A 25,096-nucleotide genomic window follows, 5' to 3' on the forward strand; every position below is an offset into this window, starting at 1 on the left:
GCGCGTCCGGAGACTTGCCGGGTCGACCGCCGGACGGCCTTGCGTACCGCCCCCATCGCCGACGGCGCCGACTCGCGCGTACGTCGCTCCCAGGGCCCGGCGCCTCCGAGGTCCCAGGCAGACCGCGTGGGGAGGCCGACGACGGCCACCTTGCGTGAGGACCAGATCGTGACGGCGAACAACGTCAGATCGGCGGCTGCGATGCCGAGAGTTATCCACACCGGGCGGCTGCGGTAACAGCGGTATCGGCGCGGGCGTGAATGACAAGATGAGTGCCAGCCGTGTCAGCATGGGCCTCGAGCAGCCGCCGGACGGGCGCGCTGGTGCTGGCCACGGACAGCAGTATGCCCAGGTCCCGGCATGTTCGGTGGACGCGGAGGACGACGCTGGTCGTGGGGCCGTCCGCGGCGCACTCTTCCAGGACGATCAGGACGGGCGCGGGTTGGCGAGCGTGAACGAGACCTTCGAGTCGGCCCACAAGCTCGGCACGGTCGGCGATGACAGGAGCCTGGTGCACCGTGATGACGAGCACTCCGTGCTCGAGTGAATGAGACAGCAACACGGTTCTCGACCCCCGCAGTGGTGGACAGCCCCCTCGGGTACGGGCACGCAGCAGTCCGCGCCGAGTCGCGCTGTGCGAACCGTCACCAATCGGCCGACGGCACCGCCTCCGTAGCGTCGCCGAACCGTGCCGAGCACGCCAACAGCAGCGCATGGACGAACCCTTGCGGCAGATTGCCCCGTAGCTGGCGCTGTGCCACGTCGTACTCCTCGGCGAACAGCCCGGTGTGCCCGCAGGCCGAGCGGGTGTGCTCGGACCACCTCGCCGCTTCGGGGTGCAGGCCCTGCGCGTGGGCGGCCAGCGCCATCGTGAAGCCGCACAGCAGGAACCCACCCTCCGCGTGGCCCAGCGGCTTGTCCCTGTGCCGGAAGCGGTTGAGCGCCCCGCGCTCTCCGTCGGCGATCAGGGCGTAGTCGCGCAGAGTCCACGGGCTGTCGGCTGAGGCCGTGGACGCGTGGTCGGTCGTGGCGGGCCGGATCATGCGGTGCGGTAGCGGTCGGCGGTCTTCCGGTTCAATGCAAGCCCGTGACCCGGTTCGCCGGAGGCGCCGGGGGCAACGGTGCCGCCTCGCGGGTCGAGCGTGCCGTGGAACAGCATGTTCTCGATGCGGACATGATCGTGGAACCACTCCAGGTGACGGGTGTTGGGCACGGCTGCGGCGACGTGGGCGTGCAGGTGCGGGGCGCAGTGACCCGAGATGTGCAGCCCGAGCCCTTCGGCCACGGCGGCAGCGCGTAGCCAGATGGTGATGCCGCCGCAGCGGGTGACGTCGGCCTGGAGGCAGTCGACGGCGCCCGAGGCCGCCATTCGGGCGAAGTACGGGAGGTCGTAGCCGTATTCACCCGCGGCGACGTCAGCGGTGACGGCGTCGCGTACCTCGCGCAGGCCGGTCAGGTCGTCGGAGGAGACGGGCTCCTCCAGCCAGGTGACGCCGAGGCCGGACATGGCCGCTGCCATACGTATGGCCTGCTTGCGGGTGTAGCCGCCGTTCGCGTCGACGTACAGTTCGGCGGTCTTGCCCACGGTACGGCGGGCAAGCGCGGTGCGGTGCAGGTCGCGGGCCTCCTGGCGGCCCCAGGACTCGGCGACCTTGATCTTCACCCGGTCGATGCCCTGATCGGTCCAGCCGCGCAGTTGCTCGACGAGCTGGTCGTCGTTGTACGTGGTGAGGCCGCCGCTGCCGTACACCGCTACCTCGGTGCGGGCAGCGCCCAGCAGACGCAGGAGCGGCAGGTCCAGGAGGCGGGCCTTGAGGTCCCACAGCGCCGTGTCGACGGCGGAGACGGCGCCGGCGGCGATGCCGGGCCTGCCGGCGTTGCGCAGGGCCCGGCCCATCCGGTCGTTGGCGGCGGGGGCGTCGAAGGCGTCGTGCCCGACGACGAGGTCCGCCAGTTCGTGCTCGATGACGGGTGCGGTGGCGGGCGATCCGTAGGTGAAGCCCAGGCCCGTCACGCCCGCCGCGAGGGCCTCGACCAGCACCAGGGTGGTGGCCTCCCAGGTCAGCGTTGCGTCACCGCCCGGCAGATCCGTGGGGATCCGGTAGACGGAGACGGCCAGGTCGTCCACGGCCGGGCTGCCGCGGAGAACCTGGCCTGGTGATGCCGCCTGGGTCACTTGTTCTCTTCGGTGCTGTCGTGCGGTCCGGCGCCGGGGCGGTCGTCGCGGTGGCGGCTGCCGGGCAGCATCTCTTGGACCTTGGCCTTGAGTCCCTGCTTCACCATGGAGCCGCGGTCGCTGTCACCCTTGAGGATCGCTGCGGCTGCGGCCTCGATCTGGTCCAGCTCGGCGTGCGGCGGGATCGGCGGGACGGCCGGGTCGGTGCGGAAGTCGATGACGAAGGGCCGGTCCGCGGCGAGGGCCTGATCCCAGGCGGACTCGACGTGCTTGGGTTTCTCCACCCGGACCCCGTCCAGACCGAACGACCGTGCGATGTCCGCGTACGGCAGGTCGGGAATGTGCTGGGACTCCTCGAACTGCGGGGCGCCGGACATGGCGCGCATTTCCCAGGTGACCTGGTTGAGGTCGCCGTTGTTCAGCACGGCCACGATCAGCCGCGGATCCGACCACTCGCGGTAGTACTTCGCGGCGGTGACCATCTCCATCATGCCGTTCATCTGCATCGCGCCGTCGCCGACCAGGGCGATGGCGGGCCGGTCGGGGTGGGCGAACTTGGCGCCGATGGCGTAGGGCACGCCGGGGCCCATGGTGGCCAGGGTGCCGGACAGGGAGCCGCGCATCCGGCCGCGCAGCCGCAGGTGACGGGCGTACCAGTTGGCGGCCGAGCCGGAGTCGGCGGACAGGATCGCGTCATCGGGTAGCTTGCCGTCCAGGGCGTGGACGACGTACTCGGGGTTGACCGGGTCGGCGCTGACGGCGGCGCGGCGCTGCATGACCTCCCACCAACGGGCGACGTTCTTCTCGATCTTCTCCCGCCAGGAGCGGTCTTCCTTGCGGTGCAGGCGGGGCAGTAGCCGTTGGAGGGTCTCGCGGGCGTCGCCGACGAGGTTGACCTCGTTCGGGTAGCGCAGGCCGATCATGTGCGGGTCGATGTCGATCTGCACGGCCCGGGCCTGGTCCAGCTCCGGCATGAATTGCGTGTACGGGAAGCTGGAGCCGATCATCAGCAGGGTGTCGCACTCCTGCATCAGCTCGTAGGAGGGGCGGGTGCCCAGCAGGCCGATGGAGCCGGTGACGTAGGGCAGGTCGTCGGGCAGGGCGTCCTTGCCGAGCAGTGCCTTGGCCACGCCGGCGCCCAACACGTCGGCCAGCCGTTCCACCTCGGCGCGGGCGCCACGGGCGCCCTGCCCGATCAGGACGGCGACCTTCTCGCCGGAGTTGAGCACGTCGGCGGCCCGCTGGAGGTCCTCTTCGGCGGGGACCGGCGCGTACCGTCCCATTCCGAGGCTGGAGGGCACCATCTTGAAGGAGTGCGTGGGCGGGCTGTAGTCCAGCTCTTGCACGTCGCCGGGAAGGATGATCGCTGTGACGGTGCGCTTGGCGTACGCGGTACGGAAGGCCCGGTCGATCAGGTTCGGCAACTGCTCGGGGACCATGGCCGTCTCGCAGAAGTCCGAGGCGACGTCCTTGTACAGGCTGGCCAGATCCACCTCCTGCTGGTAGGAGCCGCCCATCGCACTGCGGTTGGTCTGCCCGACCAGCGCCACGACGGGAACATGATCGAGCTTGGCGTCATAGAGCCCGTTCAGCAGGTGGATCGCGCCGGGACCGGACGTCGCCGCGCATACGCCGACCTTGCCGGAGAACTTCGCGTAACCGACGGCCTGAAAGGCAGCCATCTCCTCGTGCCGGGCCTGGACGAACTTGGGTTTGTTGTCCGCGCGTCCCCAGGCGGCCAGCAGCCCGTTGATGCCGTCGCCCGCATATGAGAAGACGTGGTCGACGTCCCACTCGCGCAGTCGCTGGAGAATGTAATCGGAGACCTTCGTGCTGGCCATGAAAACTCCGTTTCCGATCCCGATAGTGAACGGCGGTCCCCGGCGTCTGGACGCCCGCGGGCACGACACAGCCCATGGGTAACCGTCTGGCTACGCGGGAAACGTTGCCCTCGTGGGGCCCGCCTCGGGTGCGCGGGCGTCAGCCGAGGGAGGCGAGCAGGTCGTTGCACGCTTCCTCGCAGCGGCGGCACGCCTCGGCGCAGACGCGGCAGTGCTCGTGCTGCTCGGCGTGGCTCGCGCACTCGTCACCGCAGGCTTTGCAGACGGTGGCGCACGCCGTGAGGACGGCCCGGGTGACGTTGGCGTCGTAACCGGTGTGGCGGGAGAGGACGGCTGCCGTGGCGGCGCAGATGTCGGCGCAGTCGGCGTCGGTCCTGATGCACTTGGTCAGTTCGGCGACCATCTCTTCCGACAGGCAGGCGTCCGCGCAGGCCGTGCACGCCTGAGCGCAGGCGACGCACTCCTCGATGCAGTGGGCGAGCTTGTCACGGTCCACACCGCCCAGGTCGGCGGGGTGAGCGGCGAGCATGTCCCGGACAGCAGTGTTCATGGGAGTCTCCAGTGAGTGCGGTGGCAGTGGGAGCGCGAATGGGCCCGGCCCTTGACGCGTAACACCGAACGGTGGTGGGGAAACCCGCCCGGAGGCGAAGGCGCCCATGGCGGCGGACCCAGTTTTCGAGGCCGACCTCGGGAACGGGTGTCACCTGTCCTCGCCAGGTACGTGCTGCCGGCTGCAGTAGGCTGACGGCGACAGTGTGTTCCGGGCTTCCCGTCTTCATCGGCCACCAGCAGGCCAGGCCCCTCCCGGCGAGGGACGGACGGACGCGGGCAGTCCCCTCGCGAGGGGAAACCACCGTGGCAGCGTACGAGGACCCACCCCGCGTACTGACCGCCCTCACCCGGGCCAGCCACCTGTCGGCGTTGGAGGACCTGCCCACCCTCGTGGCCGCCCACGCTGCCCGGGCGGGCCTGGGACGGGTCGCCATCTTCCTGGCCGACCTGCAGCAAGGGGTGCTGCGTGAACTGACCGGCCGGGGCGTCGACGCCGGGTACGGGGGCGAGGAACTGCGGATCGACGCCACCCTCGCGGGCAGGGCGTTCCAGCAGGGTCTGGGCGGTGCCGTGTCCGACGGCCGAGGCAGGCACTGGGTGCCAGTGCTGGACGGCACCGAGCGTCTGGGCGTCCTGCGGGTGGATGCCGTGCCGGCCGGGGGAGCGGACGGGAAAGCGAGGGAGGATCTGGCCTCCCTACTGGGCCTGCTGCTGGTGTCCAAGCGTGCTTACAGCGACTCGTACGCCCGGCTGACCCGCACCCGCCCCATGAGCCCCTCGGCCGAGATGCAGTGGACCCTGATGCCGCCCCAGGTGTTCTCGAACGGAAGGGCGACGATCGCCGCGGCCATGGAACCGGCCTACGAGACGGCCGGCGACGCCTTCGACTACGCACTGGCCGGACAAACCGTACATTTGACTCTGTTCGACGCCATGGGACACGACACCACCGCCGGTCTGACGGCGAACCTGGCCGTCGCCACTTGCCGCAGCCACCGCCGTCGGGGCGCCGGCCTCGCCGAGACCGGCACCGCCATCGAAACGGCGCTCATGGAGCAGTTCCACCGCGACCGCTACGCCACCGGTGTCATCGCCGACCTCCATCTCGGCACCGGACATCTGAGCTGGGTGAACTACGGTCATCCGCCACCGGTGCTGATCCGGGGCGGCCGCTGGACCACCATCCTGAAGTGCTCGCCCACGCATCCTCTGGGAACCGATCTCGGCTTGACCCCTACCGTCTGCCGGGAGCAGTTGGAACCCGGTGACCGGCTGCTGCTCCACACCGACGGCATCACCGAAGCCCGCGACGCCACTGGACGGATGTTCGGACTCGACCGCTTCGTCGACTTCCTAGTACGTCACCACGCGGACGAGGTCTCGCTCCCCGAAACCCTGCGCCGGCTGGTCCACTCGGTCCTCGACTACCACGACGGCGTGCTGGACGACGACGCCACCGTCCTGTGCTGCGCATGGCATGGCCCCGGGAGCCAGGGAGCCGCGGTGTGAGCGGCCGCCCGGTGCCACTGCGCGCCCCTTATCTGCACGCATTCACGTGACCCTGGCTCCCAGGACGCCGCTGCCGTTCGCGCTCGGTGTGAGAACGACCCGGGGGAAGCGTCGACTCGTAGGCGTGGCACCCGGCTGTTGGGTACTCCTCGTCCATGCGACTCGGGGTTGTGGACGTGGGTTCGAACACGGTGCGGCTGGTCATCGCGGAACGGGACGGTGAGTTGCCGCTCCCCGTGTACACCAGCAAGCGGCGGTTGCGGCTGGCAGAGCGGGCCGCAGCCGACGGCCGACTCGGCCGTGGCGCCATCGATCGTCTGGTCGAGGCCGTCGGCCAGGTCGGGAAGGAGGCGGCAGACTGGGGCGTGAGTGACCCCTTCGTGTTCGCCACCTCCGCCGTCCGGGCGGCACCCAACCGGGAAGAGGTCCTGGCAGAGGTGCAGGCCCGTACGGGTATGGACCTGTTCGTCATGTCCGGGCAGATGGAGGCAGAGCTTTCCTTCCTGGCTGCCCGGCAGTGGATGGGCTGGCAGGCGGGCGCGATGGTGCTCTTCGACATCGGCGGGGGGTCGCTCGAGATCGCTTCCGGCCGCGGCACCACGCCCGATTTCGCGGTCTCGCTGCCGCTCGGGGCCGGTCGGCTCACCCGGGAGCACCTGGCCGAAGACGATGTTCCCGACGCCACGGCTTTGCGGCAGGTGCGGCGGCGTATCCGACACGAACTGCGGGATGCCGCCGCCCGTATCCAGTGGGAGAACCCACGGACCGCCGTGGCCACGTCCCGCACGTTCCACCAACTTGGACGCCTGTGCGCGGCCCAGAACGGCCGCAAGGCCCCCAAGAAGCCTGGTCGGCTGGTGCGCCGGGACCTGAAAGCCGCCCTTGGCACACTGGCCCGGCTGCCCGCACGTGAGCGGGCAGCCCTGCCAGGAATTTCAGCCGCACGTGCACGCCAGTCCCTGGCCGGAGCGATCGTCGCCCACACCACCATGCGCTGCCTGGAGATCGATCAGGTGGTGCTCTGTCCCTGGGCTCTGCGTGAGGGCGTCCTGCTGACCGCCCTCGAGGAGGATTTTCCCTTTCGGCAGTACACCTCCTCGACGCGCACGCAGACTGCGACGGAACCGACCGGTCTGTCAGCGTCCGTTGGCTGAGTGCCGTCCGCTGATCGCGTGTCACAGCAGTGCGGCTGCTGATCACGGGCATTGACGTCGGCGTACAGGGGACGGCCTTCCGCAGGCGGGGGCGGCGGCGTCCCCTGGGGAGCCGGCCCCGCTCAGACTCCCGCGGTCCAGTCACGGGCCGGGCAAGCCGCCTCCGCGGCTTCGTCACACGCTGCCCTTCTCGCAGACTCGGCGGGCGACTTCGCGCAGTTTGATGTGCTCCTGGGAGTAGCGGCGCAGCACGTCGAAAGCCTGCTCCTCCGTGAGGTGGCGACTGCCCATGACGATGCCCATGGCTTCGCCGACGGTGTGGCGGGTGGCGATCGCCTGGTCCATCTGGGCATGGGTGCGGGCGCCGGCCAGGGCAACCGCGGCGTGGGAGGCGAGCAGTCAGCCTGCGGTCTCGCTGTTCTCGGCGAAGGCGCCAGGCGCGCGGAAGCACAGGTCCAGGGCGCCGAGTTCTTCGTCCTCGGCGTAGAGCAGGAACCCCATCATGCTCCCCACGCCCAAATCACGGGCCCGGGCGGCGAAAGAGGGCCAGCGGGGCTGCTCGCGGGTGAAGTCCGTGATGCGGTAGACCCGCTCGCCTGTCTTGGTCCGGGCGGCGTCGAAGCACGGCCCCTCTCCCAGGAGTTCCTGCAGCCGGTCGCTGTCGACGACCAGCCGGCCCGTCGGAGCGAGGGAATGCACCTTCTCTCCGCTCAGCACGAGGATCCCGGACTCGTCACAGCCCTCCACCAGTTCGACAGCTGATGCGGTGATCCGCTCCAGCGTGGCCTCAACGGTCTCCTGCGCCAGCAGGTCCCTCGCCAGCGATGCCATCTGCTGCGCGAATCCACGCCAGTCCATGCTGTCCTCCTCCAGCGCCCTCACGGTGGGTCGAGGCCGCACGCCCAAGCGTCGCACACCGTGATCCACACACCACCGCTTGAAGTGATGGCTGCCTGTCAAGACCGTCGATGGCCGCGCGCCCAGGCACAGTAGGCGGACTGGGAGCGGACCCGCCGGGCGGCGGGTGCGCGTAGCTCAGCTGCGAACTGATCGCCGGTTCGTCCGCAGTTCTCGTTACTGAAGCGCCAGGCAAGGCGGAAACACTGTCGCACGCGCCTTCACTGCCCTGTCTCGGTCCCGGACAATGAGGATGCGCGTGGGCCAGTGCTGTGGCGGAGCACAACAAGGCTCTGACTCTTCCTTCACCAGTCCCAGCAGAAACGCGAACGCGTCTCGCCCCTGACGGCTTAGTGCTGTCCCGTGGCACGGTGATTGTCACCATCGGTGACGCTTGCGCTGCTGTTCTACAGCAACGCAGCACGTGAGCTGTCACTGAATGAGCAAGCTGCTCGTCACTGTGCCTCGGGTCGGGCGGCATAACCGGGCGAAGCCGTCGCGTTAGTCTCGGTGGTATGGGTCCCCGAAATGTCGCTGCTGCGACGAGGCGGCATGTCGGTGTGGTCGCCTCTTACGACTTCTTACGCCAGGCGGAGCTGCGCCGCTGGATCCCGCCGAGCGTGGCGTTCACGCTGACCTTCACGGAAGAGGTTCCCTACCGGGACAATCTGGAGCTCGTCTCCCGCCTTGGGAGGCCGGGCCTGCTGGCAGAGCCGGTCAATGAGCTCGTTGAACGCGGAGCGGAGGCCGTGGCGTATCTGTGTACCGCTTGCAGTTTCGCCGGCGGCATGGTCGGTGAGCGGGCGTTGCGCGAAGCGATGAGGAAACACGGGGCGCGGCAGGCGCTGACGACCAGCGGCGCGGTCATGGGCGCTCTCCGTGCCGTCGGCGCTCGTCGTCTCGCCGTCGTGCACCCCTACCAAAAGCCGGTCGACCGCCTGCTGGTCGCGTACCTCGAGGAATCCGGCTTCGCCGTTGTGGCTCTCACACCGTTGGGTTGCGACGCGATCGAGGACGTCTACACCGTGAACGAACAGGAGGTAGTGGACGCCGTCGTCACCGGAGACCACCGTGAAGCCGATGCTTTGTTCATCAGCTGCACCGCTCTGCCCACCTACGAGGCCCTCCCTCACCTCGAAGAACGGCTCGGCAAACCCGTCGTCAGCGCCAACCAGGCCACTGCATGGGCACTACTGAGTGCTGTGGGAGCGCGAGCGCATGGCCCAAGACAACGACTCCTGCGGCCACGGCGGCTCAGCGGTTGAGTGCTGGCGAAGGCCAGCGGCCGCGGCGGTGTCATGCACGCCGTGGAGTACACAGAGGCACCGGCCGCGGCGTCGGTGCTGGCGCTGGACCGTACTCTGGCCGCAGCCGAACAGCCGAACAGCCCGCGCTGCTGCGGCTGTGTTCGCTGTGTGGCGCCGCTGCTGAGCTTGACGCTGTCCTCCAGGGCTTCGACTACTGTTTGGACGACGCCTGACCGTAGATTAGCGGCGGGTGATTGACACCACGTGGATGCCGTCGGTGGCCGTGGCCACGACCGACAACCGGCCAGTCTTATGGGCGACTTCAGTACCCGTCTTCTTCCCCTCCGCCATGCCAGTGACCCTGGCCCACCCAAACCCTGCCAAGGCGTCACCCGGCGCGACCGAAGCCGCTTCGAGGTGTGGCGTAGGCGACAGGACTCGTGTGGCATGGCTTGCGGCAAACCGGGTATGGGGCGAGAAGTGTGAACGGGGGAGCAAATGAGGGCAGTCGTGGCTGGACCACATTCGCTGCAGGAAGACGAGACCGCGCTGGACGGTCGATCGGCCCATTTCGCCGTGGCACTGGCCGGCGACGGACCGTGCATCGCCCAAGCCCGTCACAAGGCCGCGGCCTTCCTCATCGAGGCACAGGCCGAGCACGATCTGCCGGTGTCGCAGCGGGTCACGGACCTCACGCAGTTGGTGGTCAGCGAACTGGTCACCAATGCCCGCAAGTACGCACCGGGCCCGATACTGATGACCCTGCGCATCACGGGGGAAACGGTGGAGGTCTCGGTGTGGGACTCCGACCCGGTACTGCCGGTGGCCCGCGCCGCGGATGCCGGCCGGGTGGGACAGCACGGTCTGGAGATCGTCATGACCGTCGCCCAGAGTTTCGAGGCGCGGCGCGAGCCGGTCGGCAAACGCATCATCGTCGGCGTAGCCCTCCTGGACGCACCCGGCCTCGGAAGCGCTGCCGCCTGACATCGCCCCTCGTACGGGTCGCAGCCGGCCACCTGCATCAGGGACCGGGGCGTGGGCCGGCGTGGCGGGCCAGGGCCGCGTGCAGCTCTCCGAGCAGAACGGCAGGCAGAGCCGCACCCTGCGCGTGCTTGAGGAGGTACTCAGCCACGACGGAGAGTCTGACGTTGGTGTGCTGGGAGATTTCCCGTAGGACCGTGAACCCGCCACTGGGGCTGATCTGGCCCAGGACGGTCAGGACGCCGATGGCTCGGTCGACCAGGGCGTGGGAGGCGAGGGCCTGCTTGAGCTGTCTGTTCTCCGCCCGCACCCGCTGCAGCTCCTGCACCAGCTCATCGGTCGTTGTCGGCAGCGACTGTGGACTGGGATGCGTGGAAGAGGTCATGGCGCTCACCGGTGTGTGCAGCGGGCAGATGATTTCTTACGCCTGCCCCGGTTTCGTACCAGCATCCAGCCGACCGGAGCATGTCACAACCGGTGATCACACATCCCGGTGCCGGGAGGCGGCTGACCGCTCACGCCGGGTCGGCGTGCCGTTTCAGCGGCGGTGAGGTCAGCGCCAAGGCAAGCGTTACGGCGGGCGACCGCGGGGAACCCCGCCCGCAGCCACCCAACGCAACCGTCCGCTGACACGGTGCTCAGGGACGGCCGACGACACAGGGAGTGAATGTAATGACGAAGGCACGGGACATCATGACGGGCGGGGCCGAGTGCATCGGTGCCGAGGAGACGGTGCTGGACGCGGCCCGCAAGATGAAGGACCTCGGCGTCGGCGCCCCGCCCATCTGCGGCACGGACAACAAGCTCAAGGGCATGCTGACCGACCGGGACGTCGTCGTGAAGGTGCTGGGCGCGGGCAAGGACCCCGCGACCTGCCCGGCCGGCGACCTGGCCCAGGGCGAGGCCGTGACCATCGGCGCCGACGACGACGTGGAGGAGATCCTGCGCACCATGACGGAACACAAGGTGCGCCGCCTGCCGGTGATCGACGGTCACGGCCTGGTCGGCATGGTTGCCCAGGCCGACGTCGCCCGCTCCCTGCCCGACCCCAAGGTCGGCGACCTGCTCCAGGCCCTGTCCACCGACTGAGCAGGACACTGGCCCCTACTGACCTCTGGCCGCCGGTGCGGGAACGCACCGGAATGGCGGCCGGGGGGCGGGGCACACGGATCGGTGTATGACCCACGTGAGCGAAGGTGACAAGGGAGGCTCCCGATGCTCTTGGCACACCCCGTCGTGCTGAAGAACCTCATCGAGCGGTACGAGACGCTGCGTGCCCTGCATGCCGAAGACGGCACCGAGGAGGCGCGCCGGCGTATGGAAGACGTCGCTTACACGCTGTGCGTGTCGACCGGGACCCGCGATGTCGACACCGCCCTCGTTGCCGCCCGCCACCAGCTGCCCGGAGCACGTGCCGAAGACGACTCCCTTCTGGCTACGTGACTGCCCCCGGCATCGTCCCACCAGGATCATGACCAAGACCGTCGACCTGCCGACGTTCAGCAGCCTCGATGAGCTCACCCGGCTCATCACCCACCGTCGCGGCCTCTACGTGCGCTGGTCCCGCGGGCCGGAGCGCGACCTGCCGGAGGCGAGCAGTACGGACGATCTGACGGGCATCGAACTGCCGGGCCTGTCGGCCAGCCCGCTGGACCTTGAGGACTGGTGGGGCGAGCGCCCCGTACGCATCTGGGTCGCCCGCCGACTGTACGACTACTGCCACCTGCCGCGCGTGAAAGACGCCCGCACCCGCCCCTGGGTCCTGCACGGCACGGAGGCGGCACGCGGACCGGACAACGAGCCACTGGTGACGGAGATCGAACCCCTCGGCTGGATCGCCGACCAGGTGATCGTGGAAGCCTCCCGCATCATTACCGAACAGCCCGGGCGCTGGGGCCCACTCGACCGAGACGAACCTCCGGAGAAACCCCCGCACCCCTGAGGCCATCGCCGACGCGACACGACCGCCAGTAACCTCGGGTGGCGCTATTCTGCCGGGCTTGGTCGCGCGGCACGGGGCCCAAGTCCGCCTGCCGACCGGTGCGAACCGGTTCGAAATGCCTTCAGCGTCTTCGCTCAGGGAACTGCTCCGCACTACCAATGACGCGCCAGCCCAGGGCCACCTGCTGACTCTTCCGCGTACAGCTGCGGAATCCCGCTTCCACTCGTCGACGGTGAAGTACACCAGCGACAGCACCTGGGCCTTGCGCAATCTCGACATCAGCCCGGACAACGTCTCCGTCTTTGCGCCGAACCGCACCACGCTGAGTCTCTCTGCTGGGCGCATCGACTCCCGTACGACAGCTGCTTATTGCCGTACGGCGGGGCAGGGCCAGCCACCCACTGATCAACGCGGGCCCGGGGGCGCAGCGCAACTCGGCGTCTGCTGTTGGCGGCTGACACACATGAGGCGGGGGACGGTGCTGTGATGCTTCGCTCGTTCGGCGGTGTAATGGCCAGAAGCCTGGTGCGCTGGGCAGCACGCGCGGGGTTCCGCTCGCCCCACAACGGGGCCCGCGTCGTTTACGGCTCCGACTCCGCGCTCGGCGTCGGAGTCGTCTTCGTCCGCCCGCACCTGCGTGCGCCTCGCCCCGAACGACGGCGGGAACGACGCGGACGCGGTTACCCAGGCCACCCACATGACGCTGCGCATGCTCGCCGAACGCATCGAACAGCTCACGGCGCAGATCAATGAGCTCAACCAACGCCTGGCCCGGCTCGTCGAGCATCATGCCCCGCAGCTGCTCGAACCAGTGGGTATCGGTCCGGACAGAGCTGTCCCTCTCCTGATCACCATGGGAGACAATTCCGAGCACCTGAACACCGAGGCGTCCTTTGCTGCCCTTTGCGCAGTTAGCCCCATCAAGTACTCCTTCGGTCGGCGGCACACGCGTCGGCTCGACTACGGCGGCGACTGCCAAGCAAACGCGGCCTTGCACCGCATCGTCTTCACCCGGCTGCGCCACGGCCCGCGCACCCAGGCGTACTACGAACGCCGCACCCAGGTGGGCAAGACCCGAAGAGAGCAGCCGGTGCCTCGAACGATACGCAGCCCGCGCGGTGTTCGACCTGGTCAGACCGGTTTTCCGCGCCCCGCGTTACAGGGGCGGCTGGGAACCGGCTCCGGGCGAGCGCGACGGCGACACCGCCGGGTCGGCCCTGTGCACGTAGGTAGCTTTCGCACACGCGTAGGCAGGGGCGGCCGCCCATCATGAGACGGGTGACCCACACCAGCGAATCTGCGAGGCACGCGGCGCCCAGTTCCATACCGTCGCCACCGGGGGGCGTGGCCATGTCGGTGCTAAGTGCGGTGACCGGGCAGTTGTCTCGCGGGCCGGGCGTATTGCTGGTCGAGACCGCCCGTTTGACTGGGGCAGCCGCGGTATCCACGGCGCTGACGCCGTGGCGAGGGCCGTAAGTCGTCCAGGCTCCGGGCAAGTTCCCACTTGGTGACCGGGCTGTGCGAGTCAACGGTTCAGGACCTGACCATCCGCCTGGCATACGTACCTGCGTGTCTCGCAGCCGCGCATACATCACTTTGTACGTGTGACGACACAGGACACCGGTTTCCTCGCGCTGCCGGAGAAGTCTCGTACGCCCCCTTGCCGCCACCCGGCGTGTCCCGGAAGCCGTCGGGGGCAGTGGAGGAACGATGCGTGTTCCCGGACAGCGAGCAGCCGGGCGGAGCGGAGGGAAACGAGTGGGAGACCGGGGTATGGCCGAGCGAACGGCCGGGAGCGGTGCAGGGGGCCCCGGCAGTGTGGGCGCGGCAGGTGAAGAGACGAGTGCCGGGCCGGACGCACGCCGACGGATTCCACGCACCGACGCGCTGTTGCGTGACCCCCGGCTGCGGGACGCGGCGGACCGGCTCGGGCCGGAATGGGTCAAGTCGGCGGTCCGCCGGGCGCAACAGCGGGCGCGGGAGGGTGCCGTGGAGCCGGAAAAGGTGGCCGACGCGGCGGTCGCCCTGCTGCCGCGCACGGTGAGCGGTCTGCGGCCGGTGATCAACGCGACCGGGGTGCTGCTCCACACCAATCTCGGCCGGGCGCCGCTGTCCGACGCCGCCCGGCGGGCGGTACAGGACGCCGCTGGACCCACCGACGTCGAACTCGACCTGACGACCGGCCTGCGGGCCCGCCGCGGCCGTACCGCGCTGGCCGCGCTGCACGCCCGGGTGCCGTCCGCCGGCGCGGTGCACGTCGTCAACAACGGAGCCGCCGCGCTGGTCCTCGCCGCGACCGCACTGGCCGCGGGCAAGGAGATTCTGGTCAGCCGCGGGGAGATGGTGGAGATCGGGGACGGCTTCCGGCTGCCGGACCTGCTGGTGTCCACCGGGGCCCGGCTGCGCGAGGTCGGCACCACCAACCGCACCACCGCGGACGACTACGCCCGCGCCGTCGGCCCCGAGACGGCGTTTATCTTAAAGGTGCACCCCTCCAACTTCCGCATCACCGGGTTCACCCGCGCCGCCGAGGTCGCCGAGCTGGCGCCGCTCGGTGTCCCGGTGATCGCCGACATCGGGTCAGGTCTCCTCGCCCCGCACCCCCGGCTGCCCGAGGAACCGGACGCCCGCACCCAGCTGGAGGCCGGGGCGGCGCTCGTCACCGCCAGCGGCGACAAGCTGCTGGGCGGCCCTCAGTGCGGACTCCTCCTTGGCCGGGATGACCTGGTCCGCTCCCTGGCCCGGCATCCGCTCGCCCGTGCGCTGCGGGTCGACAAGCTGACCCTGGCCGCGCTGGAGGCCACGCTGACCGGTCCGCCGACGCCGACCGCGCGGGCCCTGGACACCGATGCCGGGGAGTTGTCCGCCCGTGCGGAACGGCTAGCGACTACGCTGCGGGCGGACGGCGTCGACGCCCAGGTGGCCGAGAGCCAGGCCACCGTGGGTGGTGGCGGCGCGCCTGGTGTGACGCTTGTGAGCGCCTCGCTGTCCCTGCCCGAGCCGTACGCCGCCGTGCTGCGTGGCGGAGACGTCCCGGTGGCCGGACGGCTGGAGGGCGGGCGGTGCCTGCTGGACCTGGCGGCGGTGCCCGCCGAGGACGACCAGCGGCTGGCCGGGGCCGTGCGCGCCGCCACGGCGCAGACGGCACAGACGGGATGAGGGAGATGCGGGTACTGGCCACCGCGGGGCACGTCGACCACGGCAAGTCCGCTCTGGTTCGGGCGCTGACGGGCATGGAGCCCGACCGTTACGAGGAGGAGCAGCGTCGCGGCCTGACGCTCGACCTCGGGTTCGTCTGGACCCGGTTGGAGCCGGACTCCTCGCCCGGTGGCGGCGGCGAGCACCTCGCCTTCGTGGATGTGCCGGGCCATGAGCGGTTCGTCGCCACCATGCTGGCGGGTGTCGGACCGGTGCCCGGTGTGCTGTTCGTGGTCGCTGCCGACCAGGGCTGGCAGCAGCAGTCCCAGGAGCACCTGGAGATCCTGGACGCGCTCGGTGTCCGGCATGCCGTGCTCGCCGTGACCCGCAGCGATCTCGCCGACCCCGAACCGGTGCGGGCGGACGCCGCCGAGCGGCTGCGCGCGACCTCCATCGGCACGGTGCCGTCCGTCGCGGTCAGTTCGGTGACGGGTGCCGGCCTGGCCGGACTGCGCGGCGAACTGGCCCGGCTCGCCGCCGTGCTGCCTGATCCGCCGGCCGACGCCGACGTACGGCTGTGGCTGGACCGCGCCTTCACCGTGCGCGGTCACGGCACGGTCGTCACCGGCACCCTGGCCGCGGGCACCCTGTGCGTCGGCGACCGGCTCGTCACCGGTGACGGCGAGAGCGTGCTGCGGGTACGCGGACTGCAGTGCCTGCACGAGGAACGGCGGTCGGTCAGCGGCGTGGCCCGGGTGGCCGTCAACGTCCACGGCGACGCCGTACTCGGCCGGGGCACGGTGTTGCTCACCCCCGGACGCTGGCGGCCGGCCACTGTGACGGACGTCCGGGTGCACGGAACGCCGGTGGCCGAGCTGCCGCGGTCGGTCACCCTGCACCTGGGGACCGCCGCGGTGCCGGTGACCGTCCGGCCGCTGGGCGAGGACACCGCCCGGCTGACCCTGACCCGCGGGCTCCCGCTGCGGGTCGGCGATCGGGCCGTCCTGCGGGAACCGGGCGGACGGCGCGTGGCGTGCGGTGCGACCGTGCTGGACGTGGCACCGCCACGCCTGACCCGGCGCGGCGCGGCCCGCGCCAGGGCGGTTGAGCTGACGGGTATGACCGGCCGGCCGGACGGTGCTGCGGAGCTGCGACGGCGGCGGCTCGTCCGCCGGGCCGACCTGGAGGCCATGGGAATCGCCGCGCCTGGCCCGCCCGTCGCCGGCGACTGGCTGGCCGACCCGGAGCACTGGGCCGCACTGCGCGACCGCCTGACGGGGGAGGTGGCGCGGCACGCGGAGCGGCACCCCCTGGATCCCGGGCTGCCCACCGAGGCAGCCCGGCGCTTGCTCGGCCTGCCGGACCGGGCCCTGGTTCAAGCCCTCGTCGACACGCCCGGCCCGGTCGTACTGCACCACCGGCAAGGGCGCCTGTACGGCCCCGACGAGGCGCGGCCTTCGTTGCCGCCGCCGGTCCAGCGAGCCGTCGAGGCCCTCACGGAGGACCTGCGCCGGTCGCCGTTTCGTGCTCCCGAGGCGGGCCGACTGGCCGAACTGGGGCTGACCCGCCAGGCGTTGGCGGCCACCGTCGCGGCCGGCGCGTTACTCCGGGTGGCCGAGGGCGTCGTGCTGCTGCCGGACGCGGACACCCGTGCCGCCGCCGTTCTGCGGTCCCTGCCGCAGCCGTTCGCGCTGAGTGAGGCGCGTCGAGCCCTCGACACCACCCGGCGGGTGGCCGTGCCCCTGCTGGAACTGCTGGACCGGCGGGGACACACCGAGCGCGTGGACGACCAGCGCCGACGCTGCCGGGAGGCCGCGGGGAGCGGAGGCGGACGGGAATCGAACCCGCCTGCCCGAGATCCTCGGGCACCTCGGTTTTGAAGACCGGGAGGGCCACCAGGCACCCACACGCCTCCACCGCCCGCTCAGGCTACCGCAGAGCCGAGAGCACACACGCTGACAAGGATCGATGCGCCATCGGAAGGCCAGGCATGACGACCACCCACTCCACCCGGGCCACCCACGAGGCCCCCCTACGGCTCACCCAGTTCGCGCATGGCGGCGGCTGCGCCTGCAAGATCCCGCCGGGCGAACTGGAGGAGGTACTCGGCGGCCTCACCCGGCCCGGGGCCGTCGCGGCCGACAGTCCCCTCCTCGTCGGGCTGGCCACAGGTGACGACGCCGCCGTGGTCACCCTGCCCGCGCCCGGTGGCACCCGGACCCAGGCCCTGGTCTGCACGGCCGACTTCTTCACTCCCGTCGTCGACGACCCCTACGACTGGGGTCGCATCGCCGCGGCCAACGCCCTGTCGGACGTCTACGCGATGGGCGGCACACCGCTCGTCGCCGTCAATCTGCTGGCCTGGCCCCGCGACGTGCTGCCGTTCGACCTCGCCCGCGAGGTGCTGCGCGGCGGCCTGGACATCGCCACCGAGGCCGGCTGCCACGTGGGCGGCGGCCACAGCGTCGACGACCCGGAACCCAAGTACGGCATGGCCGTCACTGGCGTCGCGGACCCGGAGCGGCTGCTGCGCAACGACACCGGCCGCGCCGGCCTGCCGCTGTCCCTGACCAAACCCCTCGGTCTGGGCGTCCTCAACAACCGGCACAAGGCGACCGGCGAGCGGTTCGAGCAGGCCGTGGCCACCATGACGGCGCTGAACCGGGACGCGTCGGCGGCCGCCCTGGACGCCGGGGCCCGTTGCGCCACCGACATCACCGGCTTCGGCCTCCTCGGCCACCTGCACAAGCTCGCCCGGGCCTCCGGGGTCACCGCCGTCGTCGACACCGCTGCCGTGCCCTACCTCGACGGGGCCCGGGAGTCCGTACGGGACGGGTACGTCAGCGGCGGCACCCGGCGCAACCTGGAGTGGGTGGCCCCGTTCACCGACTTCGGCCAGACCGGTGCCGACACCCGGCTGCTGCTGGCCGACGCGCAGACCTCCGGCGGACTGCTGGTGGCCGGTGAGGTGCCGGGAGCCCCGGTGATCGGGGAACTGGTGCCGAAGGGCGCGCACTCCGTCGTCCTCAGGTGAGCGTAAGAATCATGGCTCGGTGCCGGTGTCCTCGTCGATGCCGGCCCTGATCCGGTAGGCGCGCACCAGGGCGGGCGCGGCGGGTCCGCGGGGGCGGCGGCCCGGCCGGATGTCGACGGCGAACGCCTTGGTCTCCTGGATGTGGGTGTTGGGGTCCAGGGACATGTGCAGCAGCTCGTTGGCGGCGTCGCCGGTGGTGTAGCCGTTGGGACCCCAGTGGTAGGGCAGGCCGACCTGGTGCAGCCGCCGGCCCTGTACGGTCAGGGGCGCCATGCGGTCGGTGACCAGCACCCGGGCCTCGACCACACCGCGGGCGCTGACGATCGTCGCCCAGCCGGTGTGCGCGAGGCCGCGTTCGGCGGCCAGCTCTGGGGAGACCTCGCAGAAGAACTCCGGCTGGAGCTCGGCCAGGTAGGGCTGCCAGCGGGACATGCCGCCGGCGGTGTGGTGCTCGGTGAGCCGGTAGGTGGTGGCCACGTACGGGAAGACGCCCGAGCCGGGTTCGGTGCCGCTGGGCTGGTAGCGGTTGTCCCGGTGCGGTGGCATCAACTGGCGTACGGGGTTGCGTTGCTGGCGGTAGAGCAGGTTCGGAAAGGGCGAGTCCTGCGGTTCGTAATGGGTGGGCAGCGGGCCGTCGGTGATGCCGGACGGCACGTACAGCCACGCCTTGCCGTCCGCCTGCATGATGAACGGGTCCGTGCCGGTGAGCGCCTCGGGGCCGGTCGCGTCCGGCGGCGGCTGGTGGTCGGGGGCCTTGTCGGCCTTGAAGTCCGGGATGTCGTGGCCGGTCCAGGAGCCCTCGTCCGCGTCCCACCACACCAGCGCCTTGCGCTCGCTCCACGGCTTGCCGTCGGGGTCGGCCGAGGCGCGGTTGTACAGGATGCGGCGGTTGGCGGGCCAGGCCCAGCCCCATTCGTTCGCGACCCAGTTCTGCTGCTCGCCGGGCTTTCGGCGGGCCGCCTGGTTGACGCCGTCCGCGTTGACCCCGCAGTAGATCCAGCAGCCGCAGGAAGTCGAACCGTCGTCGCTGAGCTGCTCGTACGAGGACAACGGGTTGCCGTCGGCGTCGTGGCCGTTGATCTCGGCGAGGACGGCCTCGGCGTCGGGATCGGCGTGCTCGCCCTTGGTGGGGTAGTCCCAGGTGAGGTCCAGCAGGGGGCGGTCCGCCTCGTCGGTGGAGGCGGCGAGTTTCTCCCGGATGATCCGGCCGAGGTGGAAGGTGAACCAGAGGTCGCTGCGGGCCTCGCCGGGGGGTTCGACGGCCTGGTGGTGCCACTGCAGCAGGCGCTGGGTGTTGGTGAAGCTGCCGTCCTTCTCGGTGTGCGCGGCGGCCGGCAGGAAGAACACCTCCGTGCCGATGTCCTCGGTGCGCAGCTCGCCTGTCTCGATCTCCGGACCGTCCTTCCACCAGGTGGCCGACTCGATGAGGGAGAAGTCCCGCACGACCAGCCAGTCCAGTTCGGCCATGCCCAGGCGCTGCATCTTGGCGTTGGCGGAACCGACCGCGGGGTTCTCGCCCATCAGGAAGTAGCCCTTGCAGACGCCCTCCAGCTGGGCCATGACCGTCTCGTAGGTGGAGTGCGAGCCGGTCAGCCGCGGCAGGTAGTCGAAGCAGAAGTCGTTGTTCTCGGTGGCTGCCTCACCCCAGTACGCCTTGAGGAGACTGACCAGATAGGAGCGCATGTTGCCCCAGTAGCCCTTGCGGGCCGCCTCCGCCTCGACGAAGGTGTCGAGGTCCTGCTGCTGGTGGGCGTGCGGCATCGGGATGTAGCCCGGCAGCAGGTTGAACAGCGTTGGGATGTCCGTGGAGCCCTGGATGGAGGCGTGGCCGCGCAGCGCGAGGATGCCGCCGCCGGGCCGGCCGATGTTGCCGAGCAGGCTCTGCAGGACGGAGGCGGCGCGGATGTACTGCACGCCCACCGTGTGCTGGGTCCAGCCCACCGCGTAGGCGAACGCCGTCGTGCGGTCGCGCCCCGAGTTCCGCGTCACCAGCTCGCACACCTGGCGGAACAGGTCCTGCGGCACGCCGCAGATCTGCTCGACCACTTCCGGAGTGTAACGGGCGTAGTGCCGTTTGAGGACCTGGAAGACGCAGCGCGGGTGGGTCAGGGTCTCGTCCCGTTCGGGCTCGCCCTCGCCGATGTCGGCGCCGCCGGAGCCGTGCGCCTCGCCGCGGGCCGCCTCCGTGACGGTGGAACCGCCCTTGGTCCGCTTGTCGTACTCCTGGTCGCGCTCGCCCGAAGCCGCCTGTACGTCCGTGCCCTCGTACTGCCAGCTGCCGTTGTCGTAACTGCGGGTGTCGGGGTCGAGACCGGAGAAGACGCCGTCGAGGTCCTCGGTGTCGCGGAAGTCCTCCCGCAGGATCACCGGCCCGTTGGTGTAGGCGACCACGTAGTCACGGAAGTAGCTCTCCGTGCGCAGCACGTGGTTGATGATCCCGCCGAGGAAGGCGATGTCCGAGCCCGCGCGCAGCGGCACATGGACGTCGGCCAGGGCGCTGGTGCGGGTGAACCGCGGGTCGACGTGGATCACCTTCGCACCGCGCGCCTTGGCCTCCATCACCCACTGGAACCCGACCGGGTGGCACTCGGCCATGTTGGAGCCCTGGATGACGATGCAGTCGGAGTGCTGCAGGTCCTGCTGGAAGGTGGTCGCGCCGCCGCGGCCGAACGAGGTTCCCAGACTGGGAACGGTGGAGGAGTGTCAAACCCGCGCCTGATTCTCGATCTGCACCGCGCCCATCGCGGTGAACAGCTTCTTGATCAGGTAGTTCTCCTCGTTGTCCAGCGTGGCCCCGCCGAGGCTGGCGATGCCGAGGGTGCGCCGGGTGCGGGTCTCGTCGACCTCCCACTGCCAGCCGGAGCGCCGGGCTGCGATCACCCGGTCGGCGATCATGTCCATCGCCGTGTCCAGGTCCAGGCGCTCCCAGTCGGTGCCGTGCGGGCGGCGGTACAGGACGTGGTGTTCGCGGGCGCCGCCCGTGGTCAGCTGGAGACTGGCCGAGCCCTTGGGGCAGAGGCGGCCGCGGGAGACGGGGGAGTCGGGGTCGCCCTCGATCTGGGTGACGCGGTCGTCCTCGACGTACACGTTCTGTCCGCAGCCCACGGCGCAGTACGGGCAGATCGACTTGACGACCCGGTCGGCGGAGGCGACGCGCGGGGTGAGACGCGCGCTGGCCGCGCTCTTGGCGGCGGCCCCGCGGCCCAGGGGGTCGGTGCCCGCGAGCTGGCGGTAGACCGGCCAGGAGCCGATCCACGTACGTACGCCCATCGCCCCTGCCCTTCCTGACGTGCCGGTGTGCCGTCAGGGGTGCCCCGTTCGGCTCCGGTCAATCACCTCACATGAAGTTCCGGGTGTGCAACGCGGAGAGCGCCACCGCCTCGTCATCGGGGAAGCCCAGGCGGGCCAGCCGCCGGCGGCGGCCCTCGTCCATGTCCTCCTGGAGCCGCCGTACCGACCGCCAGCCGTGCGCGATCGCCTCGGGGGCCCAGGAGCCGGCCGCCAGCAGCACCAGGGAGTCGAAGACGTCCTGGTTCAGGCCCGCGGTGTCGGCGAGGACGTCGTACCGGCGCTCCACGGCGGCGCGCAGCCGCCCCCGCAGCCGTGGGTCCACCGACGCGCGATGCTCCAGGTGGCCGACGCCGAAGGCCACGTGCCGGGCCTCGTCCTGCCGGACCAGCCGGCTGATCCGGCGTGTGACCGGGTCGGGCGCGTGCCGTTCCAGGAACGACAGCAGATTGAGGAAACTTCCCTCACCGAGCACTGACAGCAGGAAGGAGGCGATCGAGAAGTCGGGCTCGGTGAGCAGCGTCGTCAGGGAGGCCCGGCCGCCCGCTGACGACGTGCCCATGGGGTGCCCGCGCAGCAGGGCCCGCCGCGTGAAGACCTCCACGTGCCGGGCCTCGTCGGCGGCTTGTACGGCAAGCAGTTGGAGGACCTCCCGGAAGTGCGGATGGACCTGGACGAGCAGCCGGGCGGGCACCACCAGGGCGGCCTGCTCGTTCTCGACCAAGTACGTCATCACCTGTACGACGGCCGCTTCGACCTCGTCCGGCAGGGTGAACGGCGTGTCCCAGGGCACGGCCCGTTCCGGGTCCCACTGCGCGGCGGCCGCCTGGCGGTACAGCCGCGGCGCCAGGTCGGTCCAGACCAGGTCGCGCCCGGTTACCGCGAACGGCACCTCGGGGCCGCCCTCCTCGACCAGGGCGCCCCGGGCGGCCAGTCCCCAGTGCGGCGGGGCGTGCGCGACCGCTCCCCTCCAGGGCGGTTCGCCGGCGCGGCACGCCCCCGCCCACCGTGTCCGCCCGGCACCGCCCCGCCGGACCACGGCACGCACCGGCAGATCACCGGGTGCCGCGACGGACGTCTCGTGACCCTCCCGGCGACACCAGGCGGCCAGGTGGGTGACGAGGGCGGGATCGCTGCCCGCCACGGCCACCTCGCCGCCGGGCGGCACCCCGTCGAGGGCCCGGCCGAGCAGGAGGTGGGCACCCTGCTCGAAACCGAGCCGCCCCAGGTCGAGCACGGGCGGGCCGCCGGTCACGGCCGGTACTCGGCGGCCGTGACCTGCCCTCGCGCGTCGTAGAAGCCCGTGGCGTCGACGGCGGCGTTGAGCTGCCGGAACCCGGTGTCCCGTCCCGGCACCCACCGGGTGAGGCCCTCCAGTTCGAGTAGATGGCGCACTGCCGGGTCCGCGTAGGACATCGACAGCAACAACCGGGTGAGGCCGTCGGCCCGCTCCTGGTCGAGCGAGGGGCCGGCGGCCAGGACGCAGTGGTCATAGGGCTCGGTCCGGGTCAGCAGCCGGGTGCCGCCCGCGGGCAGGGTGCCCTCCTGGCAGAACAGCAGATGGTTGGCGTCGGTCATGCAGGCCGCCGCCACCTCCCCCGCCACGAGGGCGCGGGCCGCGTCGCGTTCGCCGCCGATGTGGTCGCCGTGCAGCCCCACCCCGGTGTCGTGCCGCCGCACCTCGAAGTCCACGCCCGCGACGAACCCTTGGTCCCGCAGGTGCTGGAGGGGGAGCAGCGTCGCCTGCGGGGAGTCGACGGCTCCGACGGCGACCGCCTCGCCCTTCAGGTCGGTCACGGTGCGCACCGGCCCGTCGGCCCGGACGGCGATGACCGAGGCCAAGTCGCGGTCGGTGTCGCGCATGACGAGTGGTCGCACCTCGCGGCCGGTGGCGGCGGCCAGCCTGCGGGTGCGCAGCCACGCGAGCGGCGAGTGCCAGGCCACGTCGATCCGTCCGCCGACCAGGTCCTCGGCCTGCCGCTCGTAGTGGGCGTAGAGCACGAAGTCGAACGGCACGCCCCGCGCGCGCAGCCAGCTGCGGAAGCCGGACCAGATGGTCACGACCTTCGGGTCGTAGGCGACGGCCCCCAGCACGATCTCGGTCACTCCGTCTCCTCGAACATGGGCAGGCCCAGCTCCGCCCGACCGCAGAAGTCGTACAGGGCCCCGGTGGTCGGTGCCATCACCCGGGCCGCCAGTGCGTCCCGGAACCTGCGCTCCACCCCCAGCTCCCGGCGGAACGCCGACCCGCCGCACAGCCGCATCACCCCGTCCGCCGTCCCGGCCGCCGTCTCCGCGGCCAGCGCCTTGACCTGGAGCACCCGCAAGGTGGCGTCCGGCCGCCCGGACTCCAGCGCGCCGAGCGTGTCGTCCAGGTGGGCCCGGGCCGCGTCGGCCCGCAGCCGCAGCGCGGCGTACTCACCGCGCGGCACCGGCTGCTGGGCGAGCGATTCACCCAAGTGCTCCAGCCGAGTCTCCCGCAGGTGACGCGCGGCCAGGTCCAGCAGGGTGTCGGCCACGCCCAGGGAGAACGCGGCACTGAGCACCAGGAAACAGGGCAGTACCCGGTCCAGGGCGGTGGCCAGGCCCTGGCCGTCCGTGCCGAGCATGGCCCGGCGGGGGACGCGGACGCCGTCGCCCGAGACCGGGCTCGACGCGTTGCCCCGCAGCCCGAAGCCGTCATAGCTACCGCCCGCCGTCAGGCCCGGGGCGTCGCCGGGCACCAGCCACAGCGTCATCGGGCCGGCGCCCGCGCGCAGCGGCCCACTGGACCAGACGTAACTGTCCGCCTCGTCCGCCGAGGTGACCCACGACTTGCGGGCGTCCAGCCGGACCGTCGCCGGGCCGTCCGGCACGGCGGTACCGACCGGGGCCCAGAAGTGGCTGCGCGAGCCGCGTTCGGAAAAGGCCAGCGTGCTCAGGTGGTGGCCTTCCGCGACAGCGTGCCTGACCTCTTCGTCGCCATGGGCCTCGATGACGGTGACGGCCGCGTAGTGCATCAGCAGCACCATGGCCGTGGAGCCGCAGACTCCCGCCAGGGAGCCGACGACCGCGGCGGCGCGGCGCACGTCCCCGCCCGCCCCGCCGTACGCGGGGGAGCTGAGCAGGCCCAGCAGCCCGGCGTCGCCGAGGGCACGCACACTGGCCCGGGGGAAGGCGCCGGTGCGGTCCACCTCGTCGGCGAGGGGTTCGACCACGTCGCGCACCACGGCGTCGAAGCGCTCCGGAGAGGAATCGGTGGGTGGGGCTTCGGCGGTCTGTGTCATGGCGGTCCTCGGCGGGGCGGTGAGCGGGCGGCCGGTTGTCGCCGGTCACTCAACCAGTCAGGTCGCCCAGA

19 protein-coding genes, 1 tRNA gene and 3 pseudogenes are annotated in these 25,096 nt (G+C 71.0%); 12 read left to right on the plus strand and 11 right to left on the minus strand.

Going from position 1 to position 25,096, the window contains the following annotated elements:
• Window positions 1–256: 256 nt before the first annotated feature.
• On the plus strand, window positions 257–547 hold the full coding sequence (locus tag QC283_RS08125) for a hypothetical protein (RefSeq protein ID WP_279560690.1): 291 nt from the start codon (window positions 257–259) through the stop codon (window positions 545–547).
• Between the two features lie 97 nt (window positions 548–644).
• Here QC283_RS08125 and QC283_RS08130 read toward each other — a convergent pair.
• The 4 genes and pseudogenes from QC283_RS08130 to QC283_RS08145 all read right to left on the minus strand — a co-directional run.
• Window positions 645–947 (minus strand): annotated as a pseudogene (locus tag QC283_RS08130) (glycoside hydrolase family 15 protein); the annotation flags it as partial.
• Between the two features lie 92 nt (window positions 948–1,039).
• Window positions 1,040–2,176, minus strand: coding sequence for an enolase C-terminal domain-like protein (locus QC283_RS08135; protein ID WP_279560691.1), 1,137 nt, complete (start codon window positions 2,174–2,176; stop codon window positions 1,040–1,042).
• Window positions 2,173–4,017, minus strand: a complete 1,845-nt coding sequence (locus QC283_RS08140; protein WP_279560692.1) for a thiamine pyrophosphate-requiring protein — start codon at window positions 4,015–4,017, stop codon at window positions 2,173–2,175. Before QC283_RS08140 ends, QC283_RS08135 begins: the two co-directional genes overlap by 4 nt.
• A 139-nt stretch (window positions 4,018–4,156) precedes the next feature.
• Entirely contained in the window at window positions 4,157–4,567 is a 411-nt protein-coding gene (locus QC283_RS08145) for a four-helix bundle copper-binding protein (protein WP_279560693.1), read from the minus strand.
• A gap of 305 nt (window positions 4,568–4,872) precedes the next feature.
• Here QC283_RS08145 and QC283_RS08150 point away from each other — a divergent pair, with 305 nt between their 5' ends.
• Entirely contained in the window at window positions 4,873–6,078 is a 1,206-nt protein-coding gene (locus tag QC283_RS08150; protein WP_279560694.1) for a PP2C family protein-serine/threonine phosphatase, read from the plus strand.
• 176 nt (window positions 6,079–6,254) lie between these two features.
• Window positions 6,255–7,232 (plus strand): Ppx/GppA phosphatase family protein, encoded by a 978-nt coding sequence (locus QC283_RS08155; protein ID WP_279560695.1) that lies wholly within the window; start codon window positions 6,255–6,257, stop codon window positions 7,230–7,232.
• A gap of 174 nt (window positions 7,233–7,406) precedes the next feature.
• On the opposite strand, the pseudogene QC283_RS08160 reads toward QC283_RS08155, so the two are convergent.
• Window positions 7,407–8,090: pseudogene (locus QC283_RS08160) on the minus strand (GAF and ANTAR domain-containing protein).
• A 599-nt stretch (window positions 8,091–8,689) separates the two neighbouring features.
• Between QC283_RS08160 and QC283_RS08165 the strand changes: the two are divergent.
• Together QC283_RS08165 and QC283_RS08170 are read left to right on the plus strand one after the other, a co-directional pair.
• Complete coding sequence (locus tag QC283_RS08165) at window positions 8,690–9,394, plus strand: maleate cis-trans isomerase family protein (RefSeq protein ID WP_279560696.1); 705 nt, start codon at window positions 8,690–8,692, stop codon at window positions 9,392–9,394.
• 480 nt (window positions 9,395–9,874) lie between these two features.
• A complete protein-coding gene (locus tag QC283_RS08170) occupies window positions 9,875–10,360 on the plus strand; it encodes an ATP-binding protein (RefSeq protein ID WP_443032567.1) in 486 nt (161 codons plus the stop codon).
• 37 nt (window positions 10,361–10,397) lie between these two features.
• Here QC283_RS08170 and QC283_RS08175 read toward each other — a convergent pair whose 3' ends face one another.
• The gene (locus QC283_RS08175; protein WP_279560697.1) at window positions 10,398–10,742 is read right to left on the minus strand and encodes an ANTAR domain-containing protein; all 345 of its coding nucleotides are present in this window, start codon (window positions 10,740–10,742) and stop codon (window positions 10,398–10,400) included.
• Window positions 10,743–11,029: 287 nt separating this feature from the next.
• Here QC283_RS08175 and QC283_RS08180 point away from each other — a divergent pair, with 287 nt between their 5' ends.
• The 6 genes and pseudogenes from QC283_RS08180 to QC283_RS08205 all read left to right on the plus strand — a co-directional run.
• Window positions 11,030–11,446 (plus strand): CBS domain-containing protein, encoded by a 417-nt coding sequence (locus tag QC283_RS08180; protein ID WP_279560698.1) that lies wholly within the window; start codon window positions 11,030–11,032, stop codon window positions 11,444–11,446.
• A gap of 126 nt (window positions 11,447–11,572) precedes the next feature.
• Entirely contained in the window at window positions 11,573–11,800 is a 228-nt protein-coding gene (locus QC283_RS08185) for a DUF5133 domain-containing protein (RefSeq protein ID WP_279560699.1), read from the plus strand.
• A gap of 28 nt (window positions 11,801–11,828) precedes the next feature.
• Entirely contained in the window at window positions 11,829–12,299 is a 471-nt protein-coding gene (locus tag QC283_RS08190; RefSeq protein ID WP_279560700.1) for a DUF6098 family protein, read from the plus strand.
• A 697-nt stretch (window positions 12,300–12,996) separates the two neighbouring features.
• Window positions 12,997–13,572 (plus strand): transposase, encoded by a 576-nt coding sequence (locus tag QC283_RS08195; protein WP_279560701.1) that lies wholly within the window; start codon window positions 12,997–12,999, stop codon window positions 13,570–13,572.
• A 500-nt stretch (window positions 13,573–14,072) separates the two neighbouring features.
• Window positions 14,073–15,458, plus strand: a complete 1,386-nt coding sequence (gene selA, locus QC283_RS08200; RefSeq protein ID WP_437075701.1) for an L-seryl-tRNA(Sec) selenium transferase — start codon at window positions 14,073–14,075, stop codon at window positions 15,456–15,458.
• 5 nt (window positions 15,459–15,463) lie between these two features.
• A pseudogene (locus QC283_RS08205) lies at window positions 15,464–17,176 on the plus strand (GTP-binding protein); the annotation flags it as partial.
• Window positions 17,177–17,259: 83 nt separating this feature from the next.
• Here the strand turns inward: QC283_RS08205 and QC283_RS08210 are convergent.
• A tRNA-Sec gene (locus QC283_RS08210) sits at window positions 17,260–17,352 on the minus strand.
• A 75-nt stretch (window positions 17,353–17,427) separates the two neighbouring features.
• Between QC283_RS08210 and selD the strand changes: the two genes are divergently transcribed.
• Window positions 17,428–18,471: a selenide, water dikinase SelD gene (selD, locus tag QC283_RS08215; protein WP_279560702.1), complete on the plus strand. Its 1,044-nt coding sequence runs from the start codon at window positions 17,428–17,430 to the stop codon at window positions 18,469–18,471.
• 9 nt (window positions 18,472–18,480) lie between these two features.
• On the opposite strand, the gene fdh is transcribed toward selD, so the two are convergent.
• From fdh to QC283_RS08235, 4 genes are all read right to left on the minus strand, one after another.
• Window positions 18,481–21,741, minus strand: coding sequence for a formate dehydrogenase (gene fdh, locus QC283_RS08220; RefSeq protein WP_279560703.1), 3,261 nt, complete (start codon window positions 21,739–21,741; stop codon window positions 18,481–18,483).
• Window positions 21,742–21,808: 67 nt separating this feature from the next.
• Window positions 21,809–23,014, minus strand: coding sequence for a ferritin-like domain-containing protein (locus QC283_RS08225; RefSeq protein WP_279560704.1), 1,206 nt, complete (start codon window positions 23,012–23,014; stop codon window positions 21,809–21,811).
• The gene (locus QC283_RS08230) at window positions 23,011–23,865 is read right to left on the minus strand and encodes a phosphate/phosphite/phosphonate ABC transporter substrate-binding protein (RefSeq protein WP_279560705.1); all 855 of its coding nucleotides are present in this window, start codon (window positions 23,863–23,865) and stop codon (window positions 23,011–23,013) included. Before QC283_RS08230 ends, QC283_RS08225 begins: the two co-directional genes overlap by 4 nt.
• Window positions 23,862–25,025, minus strand: coding sequence for an acyl-CoA dehydrogenase family protein (locus tag QC283_RS08235; RefSeq protein ID WP_279560706.1), 1,164 nt, complete (start codon window positions 25,023–25,025; stop codon window positions 23,862–23,864). The genes QC283_RS08230 and QC283_RS08235 overlap by 4 nt, the downstream gene beginning before the upstream one ends.
• Window positions 25,026–25,096: the final 71 nt, after the last annotated feature.

Origin of the sequence: Streptomyces sp. DH41, assembly GCF_029813785.1 — a bacterium.
In the GTDB taxonomy this organism is placed as follows: Bacteria; Actinomycetota; Actinomycetes; order Streptomycetales; family Streptomycetaceae; genus Streptomyces.